We start from the raw sequence: 18,742 nt of genomic DNA, 5'->3' as shown, positions 1-18,742 counted from the left end.
CTAAGCGGAGAAGAGCCCTTAAAGTCATGCGCAGTTATCAGTATTACGCTGCTAATGCGATATCGGATCGAGTAGCTAAAACCAACTGGAAGCAGTTAGGCGGTGTAAACAATAAAGACAGACTTGGTGGTTATGTATGGCATACCACAGGTTCTGGTAAAACAATGACTAGCTTTAAGTCAGCGCAGTTGATTGCTCAATCAAAAGACGCCGATAAAGTGATTTTCTTAATGGATCGCATCGAGCTTGGTACTCAGTCCCTACTTGAATATCAAGGGTTTGCCAGTGATGGAGAAGTGGTACAAGCCACTGAGAATACCCATGTACTGGTGACCAAACTAAAGAGCACTAAACCTGCTGATACTTTGATTGTCAGTTCCATTCAAAAAATGAGTAATATCTTTGAAGAAGCGGATGATGAAGGAGTAGCAACAAACTCGGCTGATATTGAAAAAATTCGAGCTAAGCGGCTGGTGTTTATTATCGACGAGGCGCACCGCTCAACGATGAGCGCAGGCGAAGAAAATAAAGATGGTATGTTGGTCAGGGTGAAAAAAACCTTCCCTAAAGCCCTCTTCTTTGGTTTTACGGGCACGCCCATTCATGAAGAAAACCAAGTTAATAGTAATACGACTACTGACGTGTTTGGTAACGAGTTGCACCGCTATAGCATTGCTGATGGTATTCGTGATGGAAATGTATTGGGCTTTGACCCTTACAAAATGCCGACCTTTAAGGATAGCGAACTAAGAAAAGAGATTGCTTTACAACAAGCTAAGGCCGACTCGGTTACTGATGCGATGGCAGAGCCTGCCAAAAAGAAAAAGTTTAATCACTTTATGAATGATGTGCCGATGGCGGGGTTTAAAGACGCCGCAGGAAAATATCATAAAGGCATTGAAGACTATATTCCTAAAAGCCAATACTTAACGAAGGCTCATCAAGACAAAGTCGTCGCTGACATCTTGGATAAATGGGATGTGCTGAGCCAAGGCAATAAATTTCACGCCATTTTAGCCACTAATAGTATCGCTGAAGCGATTGATTATTATCGCCGTTTAAAAGCAGTAAAACCTGAGCTAAAAATATCGGCCCTATTTGACCCTAACATCGATAACGATGGAAGTGGTGACCGTGGTCCAACGTTTAAAGGTGATGGTCTACAAGAGGTTATGGCCGATTATAACGCTCGCTATGGCCTAGAGTTTGATTTTGGCCGCCATTCGGCTTTTAAAAAAGATATCGCTGCGCGGCTTGCTCATAAAGAACAGTACAAAAATATTCACAAAGAGCCTTCAAAGCAGTTGGATCTGCTGATCGTGGTCGATCAAATGCTGACTGGTTTTGATTCCAAGTGGTTGAATACCTTGTATTTAGATAAAGTGATTAAGTACCAGAATATCATTCAGGCTTTCTCACGTACTAATCGTTTGTTTGGTCCCGACAAACCTCACGGCATTGTTCGTTATTATCGCTATCCACATACCATGGAGCAGCACATTAATGATGCTGTCAAACTCTACTCCGGCGACAAACCTATTGGGCTTTTTGTTGATAGGTTGGCAAGTAATGTCGATCTTATGAACAGGTTGTCAGCGGATATCTCTGAGCTGTTTGCTAGTTCTGGTATTGAAAATTTTGAAGCGCTGCCAGACGATGTAGAGCTCTGTGCTAAGTTTACCGAATTATTTAATACCTTTAACAAGCACCTAGAAGCTGCCAAAGTACAAGGTCTGAATTGGGAGCAGTCTACCTATACGGACTCATTAGAAGGCGAGAGCGGTGTTGAGCGCGAGGTCACTCTGGCTGTCGATGAACTCACTTACATGAGTTTAGTTCAGCGTTATAAAGAGCTTGCTGGCAAAGGGGACGGCAATGGTGAAGGTTCAGGTGGTGATGTCCCTTTTGATATCAGTGGTTATCTAACTGAAATAGACACTGGCAAAATCGACGCTGACTACATGAATAGTCGCTTTGATAAATATCTAAAAGAGCTTAATCAGCACCAAGACTCTACTAGCGTTGAAACTACACTCAATGAGTTACACAAGTCATTTGCGTCACTAAGCCAAACCGAACAAAAGTATGCCAAGCTCTTTTTACACGATTTGCAGCGTGGAGATGCGCAGTTAATTGAAGGCCATACTTTTAGAGACTACATCAACGACTATCAAAATCAGAAGGAACAGTTGCGAATAGCCGCTATTGTTGAGGCTCTTGGTTTAGATAAGGATTTACTTCTCCAGTTGATGGGTGGGGATGTGAATGAGCAGAGCATTAACCGTTTTGGTCGCTTTGATACACTGAAATCAACGGTCGATAGAACCAAAGCAAAAGTCTTCTTTGAGCGTATTGAGGGAGCAACGATCCCCCCTTTCAAACTGAACATGCGTATTGATAAGTACCTTCAAGAGTTTATCTTTGGGCAAGCGGAAGACCTTCTGGAAGATAGTCGAATAGATACTCACGAAGAGAGTCAAAAATTTTCACCTAAGCCGCTTGTTTTTGGTGATATTAAGCTCTATCGAGCAAACCAAGTTCTAGAGCTTAAAAGCGCTGTTGAGTTGGGTTCAGTTACCTTTAAAACAGATACCTTGTATGAAGACAATCCCGCTTCGTTATTATCAACAGGCTGTTACAGTGAGCTAAAGCAACTTGGGGTGGTGTCTTCTCATGTTTTAGATACGACGCTTACCGCACTTTTAGAACTCGAACTGGTGACAAAAGATCTTGATCTTCCCCTTTATCAAGAAGGTCAGAGTGGTATTGTTTGGGCTCTCAAAGAGGCAAGAGAGGGGAGCGTAGTTGATGAGTTCATTGCTGTTGCTGTTCAATATGCTGGAGATGAAAGCTATAAGCCATTTATCGAAAATGTTATCTACGATGGTGCAAAAAGTGTTCTGTTTGCCAGCTTTGTTGTATTGCCCAAAATGGCATTCAGCAAACTAAAAGCTAAGCATGAAGAACAAAAAGAGCGCAATGCTGAAAAGTCTGCAATTGAAACTTCTCCAAACGTCATTGATTTTAAAATGAATAAGAAGTTAGCAGAAAAATGGAAGGGCAGTCAGCACTAACATTGGGAACAACCACTACATAGGTTGAATGCAAAATTAGGGGAGCTCACCTTATATTAGCTCCCCGTTATATTCAAAGTTAACCTCGATCATTCTTAGTTTTTAAGAAAAATATAAGATTGAGAATGAAGTATTTCTATCTGCTAGTTCTACGTTGGGATGAAACCGTTTAGTTTGATTATCGCAAACCTATACTAGGCTTAACTGACTAGTTTTAGTCCTTTCCTGCTAGCTAATGAGACATTTCCTTCAGCAGCTGCGGTTATATGTTCACTCCACCAGCTCATCATCGGACGTCTACGCTCAAGGTAATCTGTACGATTGTAAGCACTCCTGACTTGGTTTTTGTCTACATGAGCTAGAGCGGCTTCAATATCATCAGGAACAAATCCTTGTTCATTGAGTGTTGTACTAGCTAGGGATCTCAAACCGTGGCTTACTAGTCGATTCTCAAATCCCATTCTTTTTAGAGCCATATTAGCTGTTTGGCTATTACAAGGTTTCTTAGGATCTCTATCTGAAGGAAACAGAAAATCTCGATGGCCGCTAATTGGTTTAAGTTCTTCCAATAAGGCAATAGTTTGGTCAGTTAGCGGTACTTTGTGCTCTTTTCTTTTTTTCATTCGCTCTGCGGGGACAATCCAAAGTTTATTCTCTAAATCAATTTCTCCCCATTTAGCACCTGCGGCTTCTGCTGGTCTACTCATAGTGTGTAGTTGCCACTCAATTAGAAAGCGAGTCACTTTCTTAATAGATGCATTCGCGATTGCGTTCATCAGTTCTGGTAGCTCATTGGGCTTCAGAGCTGCCATATTTTTTTTCTTAGGTTTTTGAAATCCAGAATAGATTTTATCAATAGGGTTAGAGGTGAGCTTGCCGACATTAACGGCATATACCATTATCTCGTTTAAGCGTTGACATAAGCGTTTAATTGTTTCAAGACTCCCCTTAGCCTCTAGAGGTTTTAATTTCTTGATAACCGTTTGAGCATCAATCTTAGAAATAGGGCAGGTGCCTAAGTCTGGGAATATATGCAGTTCTAAAGAACGCCAGATATCATCGGCATAGTTTGGCGTGACACTTTCTTTTTTTCTTTCAAACCACTCTTTAGCTAAATTGAGTAATGTGTCTTCAAGTTCTTTTTGCATTTCAGAAAGCTTTGAATCTCTGGCTTCTTTAGGATCAATGCCATCAGCAACAAGCTCCCTTGCTTCTATTGTCTTTTTACGGGCATTAGCGAGAGATAACTCAGGGAAAGCACCTAAGCCCATGTTGATGCGTTTTTTAGTAATAGGGTGGCGGTAGTTGAAGTTCCATAACCGAGAACCATTTGTCCTAACTCGTAGCTGTAAACCGTCACCGTCAGAAAGTACATAATCCTTCTCTTTAGGCTTTGCGTTGGTAATTGCTTTACTTGTTAGTCTGGTTGCTCTGGTTCCCATTGGCTCAACTCCTCAAATAAATGGTATTCCAAATACTAGCATTTATTGCTTGGAATACCACTTGGAATACCTAAGAGTATGGAAGGTAGAGAACGCTACGGACGCTAATGGACTGTAAGTTGTTGATTTTATTATATTGCAGGCAAGAAAAAAGACGCCCTAGGACGTCTTTGAACTTATAATTGGTGGAGCTGGCGGGAGTTGAACCCGCGTCCAAAAATCATTCATCATTGGTACTACATGCTTAGTCGATCTTTAATTTCACCAGCAACCTGCGAACCGACACGCTAGTTAAAGGCTAACCTGAATTGTTATTCGCGCTTTTCCTCTCAGGTGGGAGAATCCGCGCTAGCTAGTTTGGGTTTGATCTCTTATTGGTCCCCGTCTTACGAGCGGAAGCTAGGGTAAGAGAGCTCTGAGCAGGTTATTAAGCTGCTAGTGCGTAGTTTTCGTCGTTTGCGACTATTTTTTTGCGGCTTTTAACGTGGCCAACCGCCCCACGGCATGCACCTCAGACTTCAAAATTCCTGTCGAATCCTAAATCAGCCCCAAGTGTTATTTGCATAGTACCAGAAAAGCTTTGCCTGTCTAGCACTGTGCGTTTAAGTGCTTAAAATTAACGCAAATTACTCTTCATAATTCGTGCTTTATCTCTCGCCCAATCTTTTTCTTTCATATCAGTACGTTTATCGTGCAGCTTTTTACCTTTCGCTACGCCAACTTTAATCTTCGCCCAAGAGCGAGACCAATAAAGCGCGGTTGCGACAAGTGTCATGCCTTCACGGTTAATACGACCGATAAGGTTATCGAGTTCTTTTCTCGACATTAGTAGTTTACGGATGCGTGTTGGGTTCGCCACGATATGAGTACTCGCTTGAGTTAGCGGAGTGATCGTCATACCACTGATGAATGCTTCGCCATCTCGGATGTAGACGTAGCTTTCTGCGATATTGGTTTTGCCTTCACGTAGGGATTTTACTTCCCAGCCTTGTAGCTCAAGCCCCGCTTCTATCTCATCATCGATGAAATATTCGTGGCGAGCTTTCTTATTAAGCGCAATGGTATTACTACCGGCTTTTGATTTTGATTTATTCTTTGCCATAATGGCCTCATTATACGGATTGCACCCTAGTTGGGGAATCCTTTTTATTTGCGCTCTGGCCCAATACAATTAAAATTGCAGTTTGTGTTAATGTAACGCTGTCTTTAACAGGAGTCTATATGCCAAAGGTTACTCGTTCAGCATTAGTGTCGTTTAGTGCCGACCAGATGTTCAGCTTGGTCAATGATGTTGCTCGTTATCACGAGTTTTTGCCAGGGTGTTCTGGTTCACGTGTGATCGAATCTTCAGATTCAGCTATGGTGGCTTCGGTTGATGTATCTAAAGCCGGTATCAGCAAAACATTTACTACGTCTAACCGCTTAGCGGATGGCGCTGAGATCTTGATGGAGCTGGTGGACGGCCCATTTAAGAAACTGCAGGGTGGTTGGTATTTCACTCCGCTCGACGATCAAGCGTGTAAGGTTGAGCTTAAGTTAGAGTTTGAATTCTCTAGCCGAATGATTGAAATGGCATTTGGTAAGGTTTTCAACGAGCTGACGAGCAATATGGTCAGTGCTTTTACTCAACGAGCGAAACAGGTTTACTAAGCCATGACTATTGAATCAGATATGATCCACGTAGAGGTTGTGTTTGCACTTCCGCACGAACAGCGTGTGTTTACCTTGGTAGTGAACAAGAACGCGACCGTGGAAGAGATCATCGCACAGTCTGGCGTTTTGGAGCTGTATCCAGAAATCGACTTAACGAAAAACAAGGTTGGCGTATTCAGCCGTAACGTTAAGTTAGATGCGACGGTACGCGATAAAGATCGTATCGAAATCTATCGAGCATTGTTAGCTGATCCCAAAGAGATTCGCCGTAAGCGTGCTGAACAAGCAAAAGCGGCCGCAGCTAAATCGTAATGCTAAACAAATTTGAGTAAGAAGAGAGCTCGCTATATTGGCGAGCTTTTTTGTGTCCGTTAGCCTGAGAATGAAGATTAATTTGTTACAGGATATTAAAAAGCCTGCTCATGTGAGCAGGCTTTTGCGATTCATACTTTGTCGGCTGAGAGCTTTGTCGACTGAGAGTTCTGTCGACTGACAGCTTTACCGGCTTAGAGCTTTGTTGATTGAAAGCTAGCGAAGGCTTTCGAAGAACTCGTCACTGGCTTCAAAATCACCATTGATCGTGACTAGGGTGCCAGTAGCATCAAAGTTAACGACTAGGTTTTTCTGAATCGGGTCTTCATGGCCTTTAGTGTGGTGATAAATGTAGTACCACGTGTCTGGGTAGCCGTTTTCGATAAGCATTGGTGAGCCCATAACGTAACGAACTTGTGTTTTTGTCATGCCAAACTTGAGCTGATCGACAGCTTCTTGCTCAACATAGTTACCCTGATTGATGTCAATTCGATAAACCAACTTCTCTAGTAGAGAGCAACCGGTCAACATTGTTAGTGCAAGTGGAACTGCAACTAACCACTTTTTAATTCGCATAGTTTGAGATCTTTCTTCGCTAAAATACTGCCTGATAATAAACAAGCTCCAGCAAGAAGTAAAAAGCTCCTTGCGCTTTGAGCTTGTTATGACTGGCAATTTTGAATTAAGTTGCAAAATTGCCAAGAATTTTCGGTAAATTATCAGAAAGTTGCCGAATATGTAACCTAAGCTGCGATTAATAATTCTTTTGCGTTGGCCAGTGTCGACTCGGTAATCTGGCTTCCACCAAGCAAGCGAGCAAGTTCTGAAATGCGTTGTTGCTCATCCAAGGTATGCATTTGAGTTTCTGTTTTACCCGACTTGGTGTTTTTAGCCACGAACAACTGTTGGTGCCCGCAACCTGCCACTTGAGGTAAGTGAGTCACACACATGACTTGAGTCGATTCACCGAGTGTACGCAGCATTTTTCCGACAACCGCGGCCGTTGGTCCACTGATACCCACATCGACTTCATCGAAAATCAGGCTTGGTGTATCCACTTTTTGAGCCGTGATCACTTGAATCGCTAATGATATACGCGACAGTTCACCACCAGAGGCCACTTTAGCAATTGGCTGCATCGGTTGACCTGGGTTGGTGGACACAATAAAGGTCACGTTATCCATACCTAATGGCGATGGATGCATGTTGGTATTGTTCACTTCAATCGCAAACTGCGCTTTTTCCATGCTCAGTTCGTGCATGCTTTGCGTGATCAGCTTGTTGATCTCTTTTGCATAACGAGTACGAGACTTATGAAGTTTCTCTGATTTGGCCACGAACGACTGGTATTGGTTCTCGACATCATTGGCCAATTCATCTAGCTTTTCATCAGAGCAATCCAGCGCTTCGACTTGTTGCAGTAAGTCTTGGTGATGTTTATACAACTCTTCTGGCAACACATGGTGCTTACGCGACATCGACATTACTTTTGAAAAGCGTTCTTCAACGTAAGCCATACGGCCCGGGTCGACATCAATGCTGTCTAGGTAAGTTCTTAGCTCGTTGTTGGTCTCTTCAATCTGAATGATTGCTTCAGAGAGTAGATTTGGCAGCTCAGACAGTCTTTCGTCTAGGTCTGCTAACTGGATTAGGGAGTGATTGGCCGATTGCAGAATACTAAGCGCATTAACTTCTTCGCCTTCGTAAATAAGCTCGATAGCCTGTTGGCAGGTTGAGGCCAATTCTCCGCTATTGGAGAGGCGCTTATGCTCTTGTTCGAGGTCTTCATATTCTTCCTCCCCAATAGATAGCTCATTTAACTCTTTGATTTGGTATTCAAGAAGTTGTTTTTGAGCTTGGTTTTGCTGGCTGTTTTCACGTAACTCTTTTAAGTGGTTATCCGCTTGTCGCCATGTTTGGTAAGCGTTACGAGTCGATTTCAATAGATTCAAATGGCCAGCGTATTGATCAAGCATCGCCATTTGATAGTCACTTTTCATCAACTGATGGTGCGCGTGTTGACCATGAATGTTGATCAGCAGTTGGCCTAGAGATTTCAATTGTGAAAGAGGGACAGGGCTGCCGTTGATGAATGCGCGAGAGCGACCTTCTTTTGAGATGGTTCTACGTAATATGCATTCACCGCCATCAAGCAGTTCATTGTCTTCTAACCAGCGGGTCGCATGCAGATTGTTCTCAAGTAAAAAAGCGGCACTGACTTCGGTTTTTTCTTCACCTTGCCTAACCATTCCTGCATCTGATCTTCCTCCAAGACATAAGCCTAAAGCATCGATCGCGATAGATTTACCTGCACCCGTTTCACCGGTGATTGTTGTCATGCCTTTAGAGAGTTCTAGCTGTAAAGACTTAACAATAGCGAAATTATTAACACTTAAATGAGCCAGCATTTTTATTTACCTGTATAACTGAACAATACTGTATATAAGCTCAGTATATACTGTTTCTTTATACAGTAAAGTCGACAGGTGAAATTTTTTTGTGATAGCTCTCAGAATTGAGGTTGGCTGTAGATCACTGAAACTGCTATAGATTCCCAATACAGTCGTTCCTCCCTTTTGGGAATGACGGTGTGATGGATTGGCGGGAAGATAGAGGTGGCGGGCTTTTGTTAGGAAATAAAAAAGGCTGACGAATACGTCAGCCTTTCAAGTTTTCGGTTATTACTGGAGCTTTTGTTCTTTTAGAACAGCTTACTCGACCAGCCTAGTTTGTTACGCAAGACATGGTAGTAGTTGTAGTCTTTAGGGTGGATAAGCTTAAGTACATTAGGGCTTTGGTAAATGTGGATCTCATCGCCAGGAGAAACAGGCAGCGAGATTTGACCATCGCAGCTGACCTCTTGAGTTCCGCGGTTATCAGGCGAGACGATCAGCTTGATTCGACGCTTTCCATCAACTACTAATGGTCGGCTTGAAAGTGTGTGCGGGAACATTGGCACTAATGAAATGGCATTTAGGCTTGATGACAGAATAGGACCACCGCCAGAAAGCGAGTAGGCCGTTGAACCCGTTGGAGTTGATACGATTAAGCCATCAGAACGCTGTGAAAAGGCGAAGCTGTCATCGATATACACTTCAAACTCGATCATGTGCGCAACTTGACCTGGGTGAAGTACGGCTTCATTGAGTGCGGCGTTGTGGCTTTTTATTTGGCCGTGGCGATGTATCTCTGTTTCGAGTAGGAATCGCTCTTCTTCCATAAACTCACCTTTAAGTACATCGGTGAGTGAGGTTTGGAAGTTTTCAGGGTTCAGGTCTGTCAGAAAACCTAAATTGCCTCGGTTAACACCGATGACTGAAATATCGAAACGCGACAAAATACGAGCGGCACCCAACATATTGCCGTCGCCACCGACAACAATCGCGAGATCTGCACGTTTTCCTAGTTCAATTAGGCTAGAAAAATGTTCTTTGGGGATATCGTCTAAAATAGTGGCGAGTCTGTCATCAACAAACACTTGATAACCCTCAGCACTTAACCACTGATAGAGCTCTCTATGAGTCTGAATTGCTTGCTGATCTCGAGGTTTACCAATAATGGCGATGACTTCAAATGGCTTTTTCATAACGTTTCCAAACGAATTAGGCTTGAATCAAAATTCTTCATCCCCATAATAAAGGCAAGTTGAACGTCTATGCGAGTGTTTTATATCAATTTGGGGTGCAAACACACCTGTCACTTGCATTGAAAACGAATTCTGGAGAGATCATGAGCAACGAAGAAAACAAAGTAACGGAAGAAGAGCTAGATCAAATCATTGCTGAAGCTGAGAAAGTTGAAGAAGCTGAGCTGAATGAAGAGTCTGTTGATGAGCAAGAAGCAAAAATCGCTCAACTAGAAGCTGCACTGCTTTCTAGCGAATCTAAAGTGAAAGAGCAGCAAGATTCTGTACTACGCGCTAAAGCTGAAGTTGAGAATATGCGTCGTCGTACTGAGCAAGAAGTGGATAAAGCACGTAAATACGCGCTAAACAAATTCGCTGAAGGCCTACTGCCTGTTATCGATAACCTAGAGCGTGCAGTACAAGCTGCAGATGCTGAGAATGAAGCGGTTAAGCCAATTCTTGAAGGCGTTGAGCTAACGCACAAAACGTTCGTAGACACAGTGGCTAAATTTGGTCTTACAGAGATCAACCCTGAAGGTGAAGCATTCAACCCTGAATACCACCAAGCAATGTCTATTCAAGAAAGCCCAGACCACGCGTCAAACACTGTGATGTTTGTTATGCAGAAAGGCTACGAGCTTAACGGCCGTGTTATTCGCCCTGCAATGGTAATGGTTGCTAAGTAATTGAGTGGCCGTTTACCAAGCAGTTGATTGTTGCAATTGTGAAGTAAGAAAATAGCGGCGACAAAATAATTCACTGGTTAACGTGAAATGAAAAGAGAGGCATATGCCTCTCTTTTTTTATGCCTGTAACTTGAGAGTCCACGTAAATAGTCATCAAAATCGCATTAAGAATGTCGTTCTTTTTATTTTATCCAGATCAACGATTTAGAGTTTTATATTATGAAACTGGTTGTTAATTGAGAAATGTTTTGATGTCACACTTGTAATGTTTTTGTAAATAAATGCTTTTAATTGTTATTTTTGTATGTAAAATCCACTGCGATATAGCGATTTTAGTCGCATATATAACTATAAAAGTACAAATTTTAAACACAACAAACTGGAGAAGAACGATGGATAAATCGCTCTCAAGTAAGATTTTTGTAGGCTTGTTTGCTGGCCTAATTATTGGTACTGCTATTCAGTACCTATTCAGTACCTATTCAGCGGCATTGCTATTTTTGATACGTACCTACTCGGCGCAGCTGAAGGTGCTGGTGGTATGTTCGTATCACTGATCAAGTTGCTTGTAGTACCTCTTGTATACGTATCTATTGTTTGCGGTATCGTTGAGCTAAAAGATATTCGTTCATTTGGTCGTCTTGGTGGTAAAACCTTTGGTCTTTACATTATTAACACCATCATTGCGATTTCAGCAGCTCTAACGATTGGTCTTATTTTCCAACCGGGTGCTGGTGCGAATCTAGCGGGTACAGTGTCTGAGACAATTGCGCTTACAACAACTGAAACGCCAGATATCTTCTCTCTTGTTGTTAACATCGTTCCTAGCAACCCTGTAGAAGCATTTGCAAGTGGCGACATGCTACAAATCATCTTCATGGCTATTCTGACTGGTCTTGCTATCCAAGCTCTTGATTCTCGTGGTGGCCCAGCTATCAAGACGTTCAAGATGGCTAACGAAATCATGATGAAGCTTATCGGCCTAGTAATGAGCCTTGCGCCATACGGTGTATTTGCTCTGATGATTCAACTGGGTGCAACACTTGATGCAAACACGCTAATGTCAGTTGCTGGCTATGTAGCGCTTGTTGTAGCAATGCTCGTGTTCTGGATTTTCTTCTTCTATCCAATGATGGTTGGTTCATTCACTGGTATTTCTCCAAAGCAGTTCCTACGTGCAACTCGTGAGCAAGTTCTATTCTCACTATCTACAGCAAGTTCGAACGCGACAATTCCAGTAACAATGCGCACTCTAACGGACAAACTGAACGTATCTAAGTCAGTAGCAGGTTTCGGTGTACCACTGGGTGCAACAATGAACATGTCTGGTGTATCTATCTACATCGCACTAGCAACTATGTTCGTAGCAAACGCATTTGGTCAGCCTATCAACACTGCTGACATCTTTACTCTAGGTCTAACTATCTTGCTACTGTCTATCGGTGCTGGTGGTGTTCCTGGTGGCGGTGTGGTTATGGTCGGTGTTCTATTGCACCAACTAGGTTTGCCACCAGAAGGTCTAGCGATTGTTGCTGCTGTTGACCGTATCTGTGACATGTTCTGTACTTCTTCTAACGTTGTTGGTGATACTGCGGTTAACACTATCGTAGCGAAATCTGAAAACGAAATCGGCGTTGAAGCTAACGAAGAAGCTGAGCTAAAGAAAGCTGAAGCATAATTCTTAATTAAGAATTCGATAATCAGAAGCCTCGCCCAATTGGAGCGGGGCTTTTTTGTGTCTGCTGATCGGTGCTTTGGTGCTATTGGATGAGTTGGTTAAAGAGGAGTGAGTCAAAGAGCAGGGAGCTGGCGTTAAGTCTCATTTTCTATCTTTATTCGAATCGTATCGATCATCAATTTTCAATATTTAACCTCGATCACATATAATAATACAATATTATTTTATTGTTTTGGCAACCTACATTCTGACGACATAAAGGAAACCAAATAATGAAGTTGTCTTACCTTAGCTTACTAACGGCAAGTCTTTTAGCGGCTCCGGCTCTTGCTTCTAATCACGATGTTGGTCAACAGTTTGACCTTGATCCTGCAAAAGCGCCTGCCCAAAACTTCGATTTATCTAAATGGAAAATTAACTTACCGGAGCTGACGACTGAAGGGTCTAGAAAAGGCAAAACGTTAGAGATAGGTAAGAAAGAATTGTCGAATGTAGACACACCTTACGTTCACCCTAAATGGTTCTACACGGATTCGGACTCTGGGGCGATGGTGTTTGTGGCTCCTAATACGGCACCTACAACGCCAAACAGTAAGAATACTCGCAGTGAACTAAGAGCAATGCTAGCGGATAGCTACTCTGCTCCGAGTAACAATTTCGCTATTTCAAGCCATGAGAACGCTGAAGAGTTTGGTTCTATCGGTGGGCAGATGACGGCGACACTTTCTGTTGATCAGGTAAGCACCAGCGGTAACTATAAAAAAACAGGCGCATTCTCAGTCGTAATCGGTCAAATCCACGGCTCGGATAATGAACCTCTGAAAATTGTTTACCGTAAACTGCCAGAACATGAGCATGGTTCGTTAACGTGGAACTATGAATTAAATCCGCCGACAGAGATGAAGAATGCGAAGGATGAAAATGGTAAGAAGCTTCGTAAAGACATTCGCCATGATGTATTTGGCCAATACAATCTGAAAAAAGGCAGCTCGGATCCTACTGATGGTATCAAGCTAGGTGAAGTATTCTCATACGATGTGAATATCAAAGATAACATCATGCACTTAACCTTTACGAAGAATCCAAACTCAGCCGATCCTATTGTGAAGACCTATGATGTTGACTTGGCAAAGGGCAAATATCAGGGTCATGATATCGATCTTGGCTATGGTCAAGATTGGATGTACTTCAAAGCGGGTGCGTATAACCAGTGTAATACTAAGAAGTCGAGCTCTGCCTGTGAGTGGCGTGGTATGGAAGCGGGTGATTACACCCAAGCAAGCTTCTACCAGTTAGTTCTTAATCAATAATATTGCCGAATCACAAATAGTGCGGAATCAATAACGGTTCAACTCGTTGTTATTTGAAAAAGACCTTCCATATGAAGGTCTTTTTTTATGCGAGATAGAATAGGGGAGACATTTTATTTATGAAGATTCACGCGTGAATATGTCAACTTTCGAGCCTTAAGTAGTAAGGGGTAAGCCACTTTTTACCTTTAAGTTGAAAGATAGGGGGAAAAATAGATTTTTTTTACCTATTTCCCTTGAAAACTAGTTTGCAGCCCTTATCTATGGTGCATACGAAAGCAAAATACATTTGCATTTAAATTTTGTGTATTAGGGTTGAATCCCTGATTACTACCCCCCACATAGTGGGTATAGCAAAAAACTAAATAGAATTTATTCGGAGAAAGCCTGATGGGTCGAATCATTGGTATTGATTTAGGTACTACTAACTCTTGTGTTGCTGTTCTTGACGGTGACAAACCACGCGTATTAGAAAATGCTGAAGGCGAACGCACAACAGCATCGGTAATCGCATACACTGAAGGCGAGACGCTAGTTGGTCAACCTGCGAAACGTCAAGCAGTTACTAACCCTCAAAACACGCTATACGCAATTAAGCGTCTAATCGGTCGTCGTTTTGAAGATGAAGAAGTTCAACGCGATATCGAAATCATGCCTTTTAACATTGTTAAAGCTGATAACGGTGATGCATGGGTTGAAGCGCAAGGCCAAAAAATGGCTGCTCCTCAAGTATCTGCTGAAGTTCTTAAGAAAATGAAGAAAACAGCTGAAGACTTCCTAGGCGAAGAAGTAACTGGCGCAGTAGTAACTGTTCCTGCTTACTTCAACGATGCTCAACGTCAAGCAACGAAAGATGCTGGCCGTATTGCTGGTCTAGATGTTAAACGTATCATCAACGAACCTACTGCAGCTGCTCTGGCTTACGGCCTAGACAAGCAAGGTGGTGATCGCACTATCGCTGTATACGACCTTGGTGGTGGTACATTCGATATCTCTATCATCGAAATCGATGAAGTAGAAGGCGAGAAGACTTTCGAAGTTCTTTCAACTAACGGTGATACTCACCTTGGTGGTGAAGATTTCGATAACCGCATGATCAACTACCTAGTAGATGAGTTCAAGAAAGAGCAAGGTATCGACCTTAAAGCTGATCCACTAGCAATGCAGCGTGTTAAAGAAGCAGCAGAAAAAGCGAAAATCGAGCTTTCTTCTACTACTCAAACTGACGTAAACCTACCTTACGTTACTGCTGATGCGACTGGCCCTAAGCACATGAACATCAAAGTGACTCGTGCGAAGCTTGAGTCTCTAGTTGAAGACCTAGTTCAACGTTCTCTTGAGCCACTAAAAGTTGCTCTAGCAGATGCTGACCTATCTGTAGGCGAAATCACTGACGTTATCCTAGTTGGTGGTCAGACTCGTATGCCTATGGTTCAAGCTAAAGTAACTGAATTCTTCGGTAAAGAGCCACGTAAAGACGTGAACCCTGACGAAGCTGTTGCAATGGGTGCTGCTGTTCAAGGTGGTGTACTAGCTGGTGAAGTTAAAGACGTTCTTCTTCTAGACGTTACTCCTCTATCTTTCGGTATCGAAACGATGGGCGGCGTAATGACTAAGCTTATCGAGAAAAACACAACTATCCCTACTAAAGCGGATCAAGTGTTCTCTACAGCTGAAGACAACCAAAGCGCAGTAACTATCCACGTTCTTCAAGGTGAGCGTAAGCAAGCGACTTACAACAAGTCTCTTGGTCAGTTCAACCTAGAAGGCATCCAACCAGCACCACGTGGCATGCCACAAGTTGAAGTAACATTCGACCTAGATGCTGATGGTATCCTGAACGTATCTGCTAAAGATAAAGCGACAGGTAAAGAGCAGAAGATCACTATCCAAGCATCAGGCGGTTTGTCTGAGGAAGAGATCGAAGCAATGGTTCAAGAAGCAGAAGCTAACAAAGAAGCTGACAAGAAGTTCGAAGAGCTAGTAACTGCACGTAACCAAGCTGACCAAATGATTCACGGCACTAAGAAGCAAGTAGAAGAAGCTGGTGAAGCTCTACCTGCAGACGAGAAAGCTAAAATCGAAGCAGCTATCGAAGCTCTAGAATCAGTTAAGTCTGGTGACGACAAAGAAGCTATCGACGCTAAAGTTCAAGAACTTATGCAAGCAGCTCAAAAGCTAATGGAAATTGCTCAACAGAAAGCTCAAGCTGAACAAGCTGGTGCTGACGCTGGTGAGCAACCTAAGCAAGACGACGACGTGGTAGACGCGGAGTTTGAAGAAGTTAAAGACGACAAAAAATAATTTTTCGTCGCTATAACACGTGATTTCTGCGTCGAAGGTACTCACTTACACTTGTAAGCTCCGTGCCTTCTCCTTGAACTAACGTGTTTTAGCTTAGAAAAAGTCGTTTTTCGATTTCTAAATATACGGGCGTCAGAGGTAACTCTCACGCCCGTAAATTTGTATTTAGACTTGTCGATCTAGATAATAGCTTTATTCGGCGTTTCAGCCGGCAGAACTTTTATCTAGATTGATACACAGACTACTGAAGTGATCATTCGGTAGTAGCAATTATTTGGTGACCTAGAACATGTCAAAACGTGATTTTTACGAAGTATTAGGCGTAAGCCGCGATGCATCAGAGCGCGATATTAAAAAAGCGTACAAACGCTTAGCGATGAAATTCCACCCGGACCGTAATCAGGGTGATGACAGCGCAGCAGACAAATTTAAAGAAGTAAAAGTAGCGTACGAGATCCTAACCGATGCTCAAAAGAAAGCAGCTTACGACCAATACGGCCACGCAGCTTTTGAACAAGGTGGCATGGGTGGCGGCGGCGGTTACGGCGGCGGTGGCCAAGGTGACTTCGGCGATATCTTCGGTGATGTGTTTGGCGATATCTTTGGCGGCGGTCGTCGTGGCGGCGGTCAAGCGCGTGCACAACGTGGTTCTGATTTACGTTACAACATGGAGCTTTCTCTAGAAGAAGCCGTTCGTGGTGTTTCTAAAGAAATCGAAGTACCGACTCTTGTTGAGTGTGATACGTGTGACGGTAGCGGCGCTAAAGCGGGTTCTTCTGCACAAACGTGTGGCACTTGTCATGGTCACGGCCAAGTACAAATGCGCCAAGGCTTCTTTGCCGTTCAACAAACTTGTCCTACTTGTAACGGTAAAGGCAAGATCATCAAAGACCCATGTAACTCATGTCATGGTCAAGGCCGTAAGCAGAAGACTAAGACGCTTAACGTTAAGATTCCTGCAGGTGTTGATACTGGTGATCGCATTCGTCTATCTGGCGAAGGTGAAGCGGGAGAGCAAGGCGCTCCGGCTGGTGACCTTTACGTACAAGTACACGTAAAAGAGCACAACATCTTTGAGCGTGACGGCAACAACCTTTACTGCGAAGTGCCAGTTAGCTTCACAATGGCAGCGCTAGGCGGTGAAGTTGAAGTTCCTACACTGGATGGCCGTGTAAACCTTAAAGTGCCTGAAGAGACACAAACGGGCCGTATGTTCCGTATGCGTGGCAAAGGCGTGAAAGGTGTTCGTGGCGGCGGTGTTGGTGACCTAATCGTTAAGCTAGTGGTTGAAACACCAGTTAAGCTAAGCTCTCGTCAAAAACAACTTCTTCGTGATTTCGAAGAGACATGTTGTGGCGAAGCAGCGAGCAAGCATAAGCCAAAGTCTGAAGGTTTCTTCAGCGGCGTTAAAAACTTCTTCGATGACCTAACTAAGTAATTGATAGTGATTTGAAAATTCTAAAGCCTGCCAGTGTGCAGGCTTTTTTGTATCTGTAGATCAGAGAAAAGAAGCTCAGAGAAGAAAGAGTCGAGATTTCTCAGATAAATTATCGAGCCCTTTGGGCGTTGCTCTTATCACTTCCAACACGCTTCGGGATCCGAAACACCCGAGTGGTGCAATTCCAACTTATCGGTATTCGAGTCTAAACATTCATCATTTACTTGCTGCGAAAGCGGTTCCGCTTGAATTGAATAGGTGGTGCTACTGGCTGAAATCGTTAACGTGTATCGGCTGGTGTCGGTATCGCAAAACAAACATGTCCCTCCAGAAACAATACTATCAGCGGCCGACGCATAGTTTCCCGTATACAGGGTCTCCATCTCCAGTTGAATCTTGGTCATGTCGGCCATTGCTGTGACTCGATGCGCTTTAATTACATGGCTCGTATAACTTGGGTACGCAATGGCGCCGAGTATCCCCACGATGGCGACAGCGATCAATAATTCGATCAATGTCATCCCTCCAATGTTTAAGTTGTTGTTGTTGCATATATTTCTTCGAATCATCGCGAGTAGTTTCCTTTCATATCTCTGCCTATTTTTCTCCGGTGGTAGCATCGGCGCAAGATTAAATACGGTTACGCATCAGATTACATAGGAAATTGGGAAATGACTCGCGGGTTTACTTTATTAGAGCTGTTAATAACGGTATCGGTGTTATCGATACTGATAGCCACGGCTGCCCCGAGTTTTAGTTCTGTGCTAGCTTCAACGAAAATCAAGAGGCTTGCACCTGAGGTTCATGGCTTCTTAATTGCAGCGAGGTCAGAGGCCATAACTCGGAATCAAGATATTTATTTGTTCTTTTTAGTGTCCGGCAACTCAGGGGCTGTTAATAACTCCGATGGCGATTGGGATTTGGTTTTAAGTAGTTCTGCATCTTATGACCCTACAAATATTCTTATGTGGTTGGATGGTTCTCCGTATCAGGATATAGAAGTGTCCTTTAATTTTTTCAATCAAAATTCAATATCGATCGAGGGTGTCAGGGGCCGCTTCAGCAATGGCAATATTTCGATAGCATCTATGAGTAAATTAACGGAGGTGTTGTCAATAAAGGCATCAAATGTTTCGGGGAGGATTAGGATTTGTAGTAGCGATCCCAATGAAAATGGACGTAACAGTATAGGTCACCACGTGAAGTGGTCAAGTAAAACT

At 43.1% G+C, this 18,742-nt stretch carries 14 protein-coding genes, 1 other RNA gene and 1 pseudogene; 9 read left to right on the top strand and 7 right to left on the bottom strand.

What is annotated here, in order from left to right:
- On the top strand, window positions 1-3,074 hold a 3,074-nt coding region (locus BCT49_RS14570), incomplete at its 5' end, for a type I restriction endonuclease subunit R, EcoR124 family (RefSeq protein ID WP_102436125.1).
- Between the two features lie 200 nt (window positions 3,075-3,274).
- Here BCT49_RS14570 and BCT49_RS14565 read toward each other — a convergent pair.
- The 3 genes from BCT49_RS14565 to smpB all read right to left on the bottom strand — a co-directional run bounded on the left by BCT49_RS14565 (window position 3,275) and on the right by smpB (window position 5,618).
- Complete coding sequence (locus BCT49_RS14565) at window positions 3,275-4,516, bottom strand: integrase domain-containing protein (protein WP_102436123.1); 1,242 nt, start codon at window positions 4,514-4,516, stop codon at window positions 3,275-3,277.
- Between the two features lie 183 nt (window positions 4,517-4,699).
- Window positions 4,700-5,066: a transfer-messenger RNA gene (gene ssrA, locus BCT49_RS14560) on the bottom strand.
- Between the two features lie 66 nt (window positions 5,067-5,132).
- Window positions 5,133-5,618 (bottom strand): SsrA-binding protein SmpB, encoded by a 486-nt coding sequence (gene smpB, locus BCT49_RS14555; protein ID WP_004735156.1) that lies wholly within the window; start codon window positions 5,616-5,618, stop codon window positions 5,133-5,135.
- A 119-nt stretch (window positions 5,619-5,737) separates the two neighbouring features.
- Here smpB and BCT49_RS14550 point away from each other — a divergent pair, with 119 nt between their 5' ends.
- Window positions 5,738-6,166, top strand: a complete 429-nt coding sequence (locus BCT49_RS14550; protein WP_012603332.1) for an SRPBCC family protein — start codon at window positions 5,738-5,740, stop codon at window positions 6,164-6,166.
- Window positions 6,167-6,169: 3 nt separating this feature from the next.
- Window positions 6,170-6,481 (top strand): RnfH family protein, encoded by a 312-nt coding sequence (locus tag BCT49_RS14545; RefSeq protein WP_102312307.1) that lies wholly within the window; start codon window positions 6,170-6,172, stop codon window positions 6,479-6,481.
- 216 nt (window positions 6,482-6,697) lie between these two features.
- On the opposite strand, the gene bamE is transcribed toward BCT49_RS14545, so the two are convergent.
- The 3 genes from bamE to nadK form a co-directional block, all read right to left on the bottom strand.
- Window positions 6,698-7,057 (bottom strand): outer membrane protein assembly factor BamE, encoded by a 360-nt coding sequence (gene bamE / locus BCT49_RS14540; protein WP_102436121.1) that lies wholly within the window; start codon window positions 7,055-7,057, stop codon window positions 6,698-6,700.
- Between the two features lie 167 nt (window positions 7,058-7,224).
- A complete protein-coding gene (gene recN, locus BCT49_RS14535) occupies window positions 7,225-8,889 on the bottom strand; it encodes a DNA repair protein RecN (RefSeq protein WP_102436119.1) in 1,665 nt (554 codons plus the stop codon).
- 293 nt (window positions 8,890-9,182) lie between these two features.
- A complete protein-coding gene (gene nadK, locus BCT49_RS14530) occupies window positions 9,183-10,067 on the bottom strand; it encodes an NAD(+) kinase (protein WP_017106601.1) in 885 nt (294 codons plus the stop codon).
- Between the two features lie 143 nt (window positions 10,068-10,210).
- Between nadK and grpE the strand changes: the two genes are divergently transcribed.
- The 5 genes and pseudogenes from grpE to dnaJ all read left to right on the top strand — a co-directional run bounded on the left by grpE (window position 10,211) and on the right by dnaJ (window position 17,522).
- Window positions 10,211-10,792: a nucleotide exchange factor GrpE gene (gene grpE, locus BCT49_RS14525; protein WP_102436117.1), complete on the top strand. Its 582-nt coding sequence runs from the start codon at window positions 10,211-10,213 to the stop codon at window positions 10,790-10,792.
- 392 nt (window positions 10,793-11,184) lie between these two features.
- Window positions 11,185-12,470 (top strand): annotated as a pseudogene (locus tag BCT49_RS14520) (dicarboxylate/amino acid:cation symporter).
- Window positions 12,471-12,742: 272 nt separating this feature from the next.
- Complete coding sequence (locus tag BCT49_RS14515) at window positions 12,743-13,780, top strand: polysaccharide lyase family 7 protein (protein ID WP_102436115.1); 1,038 nt, start codon at window positions 12,743-12,745, stop codon at window positions 13,778-13,780.
- Between the two features lie 390 nt (window positions 13,781-14,170).
- Complete coding sequence (gene dnaK, locus BCT49_RS14510; RefSeq protein WP_017110244.1) at window positions 14,171-16,084, top strand: molecular chaperone DnaK; 1,914 nt, start codon at window positions 14,171-14,173, stop codon at window positions 16,082-16,084.
- 289 nt (window positions 16,085-16,373) lie between these two features.
- Entirely contained in the window at window positions 16,374-17,522 is a 1,149-nt protein-coding gene (gene dnaJ / locus BCT49_RS14505; protein WP_102436113.1) for a molecular chaperone DnaJ, read from the top strand.
- A gap of 137 nt (window positions 17,523-17,659) precedes the next feature.
- Here the strand turns inward: dnaJ and BCT49_RS14500 are convergent, their stop codons facing one another.
- A complete protein-coding gene (locus BCT49_RS14500) occupies window positions 17,660-18,142 on the bottom strand; it encodes a type IV pilin protein (protein ID WP_277869423.1) in 483 nt (160 codons plus the stop codon).
- Between the two features lie 51 nt (window positions 18,143-18,193).
- Between BCT49_RS14500 and BCT49_RS14495 the strand changes: the two genes are divergently transcribed.
- A partial coding sequence (locus tag BCT49_RS14495) for a GspH/FimT family pseudopilin (RefSeq protein WP_102436109.1) occupies window positions 18,194-18,742 on the top strand: 549 nt, incomplete at its 3' end.

It is taken from the genome of Vibrio lentus (genome assembly GCF_002875945.1).
Lineage (GTDB): Bacteria > Pseudomonadota > Gammaproteobacteria > Enterobacterales > Vibrionaceae > Vibrio > Vibrio apostichopi.
Note: the sequence above shows the minus strand (reverse complement) of the source record. Positions and strands in the feature narration are given on the sequence as shown.

Bases quoted from the DNA above. Each gene is read 5' to 3' on its own strand.
- BCT49_RS14565 (WP_102436123.1), bottom strand. From the start codon at position 4,516: ATGGGAACCAGAGCAACCAGACTAACAAGTAAAGCAATTACCAACGCA.
- smpB (WP_004735156.1), bottom strand. From the start codon at position 5,618: ATGGCAAAGAATAAATCAAAATCAAAAGCCGGTAGTAATACCATTGCG.
- BCT49_RS14550 (WP_012603332.1), top strand. From the start codon at position 5,738: ATGCCAAAGGTTACTCGTTCAGCATTAGTGTCGTTTAGTGCCGACCAG.
- BCT49_RS14545 (WP_102312307.1), top strand. From the start codon at position 6,170: ATGACTATTGAATCAGATATGATCCACGTAGAGGTTGTGTTTGCACTT.
- bamE (WP_102436121.1), bottom strand. From the start codon at position 7,057: ATGCGAATTAAAAAGTGGTTAGTTGCAGTTCCACTTGCACTAACAATG.
- recN (WP_102436119.1), bottom strand. From the start codon at position 8,889: ATGCTGGCTCATTTAAGTGTTAATAATTTCGCTATTGTTAAGTCTTTA.
- nadK (WP_017106601.1), bottom strand. From the start codon at position 10,067: ATGAAAAAGCCATTTGAAGTCATCGCCATTATTGGTAAACCTCGAGAT.
- grpE (WP_102436117.1), top strand. From the start codon at position 10,211: ATGAGCAACGAAGAAAACAAAGTAACGGAAGAAGAGCTAGATCAAATC.
- BCT49_RS14515 (WP_102436115.1), top strand. From the start codon at position 12,743: ATGAAGTTGTCTTACCTTAGCTTACTAACGGCAAGTCTTTTAGCGGCT.
- dnaK (WP_017110244.1), top strand. From the start codon at position 14,171: ATGGGTCGAATCATTGGTATTGATTTAGGTACTACTAACTCTTGTGTT.
- dnaJ (WP_102436113.1), top strand. From the start codon at position 16,374: ATGTCAAAACGTGATTTTTACGAAGTATTAGGCGTAAGCCGCGATGCA.
- BCT49_RS14500 (WP_277869423.1), bottom strand. From the start codon at position 18,142: ATGCTACCACCGGAGAAAAATAGGCAGAGATATGAAAGGAAACTACTC.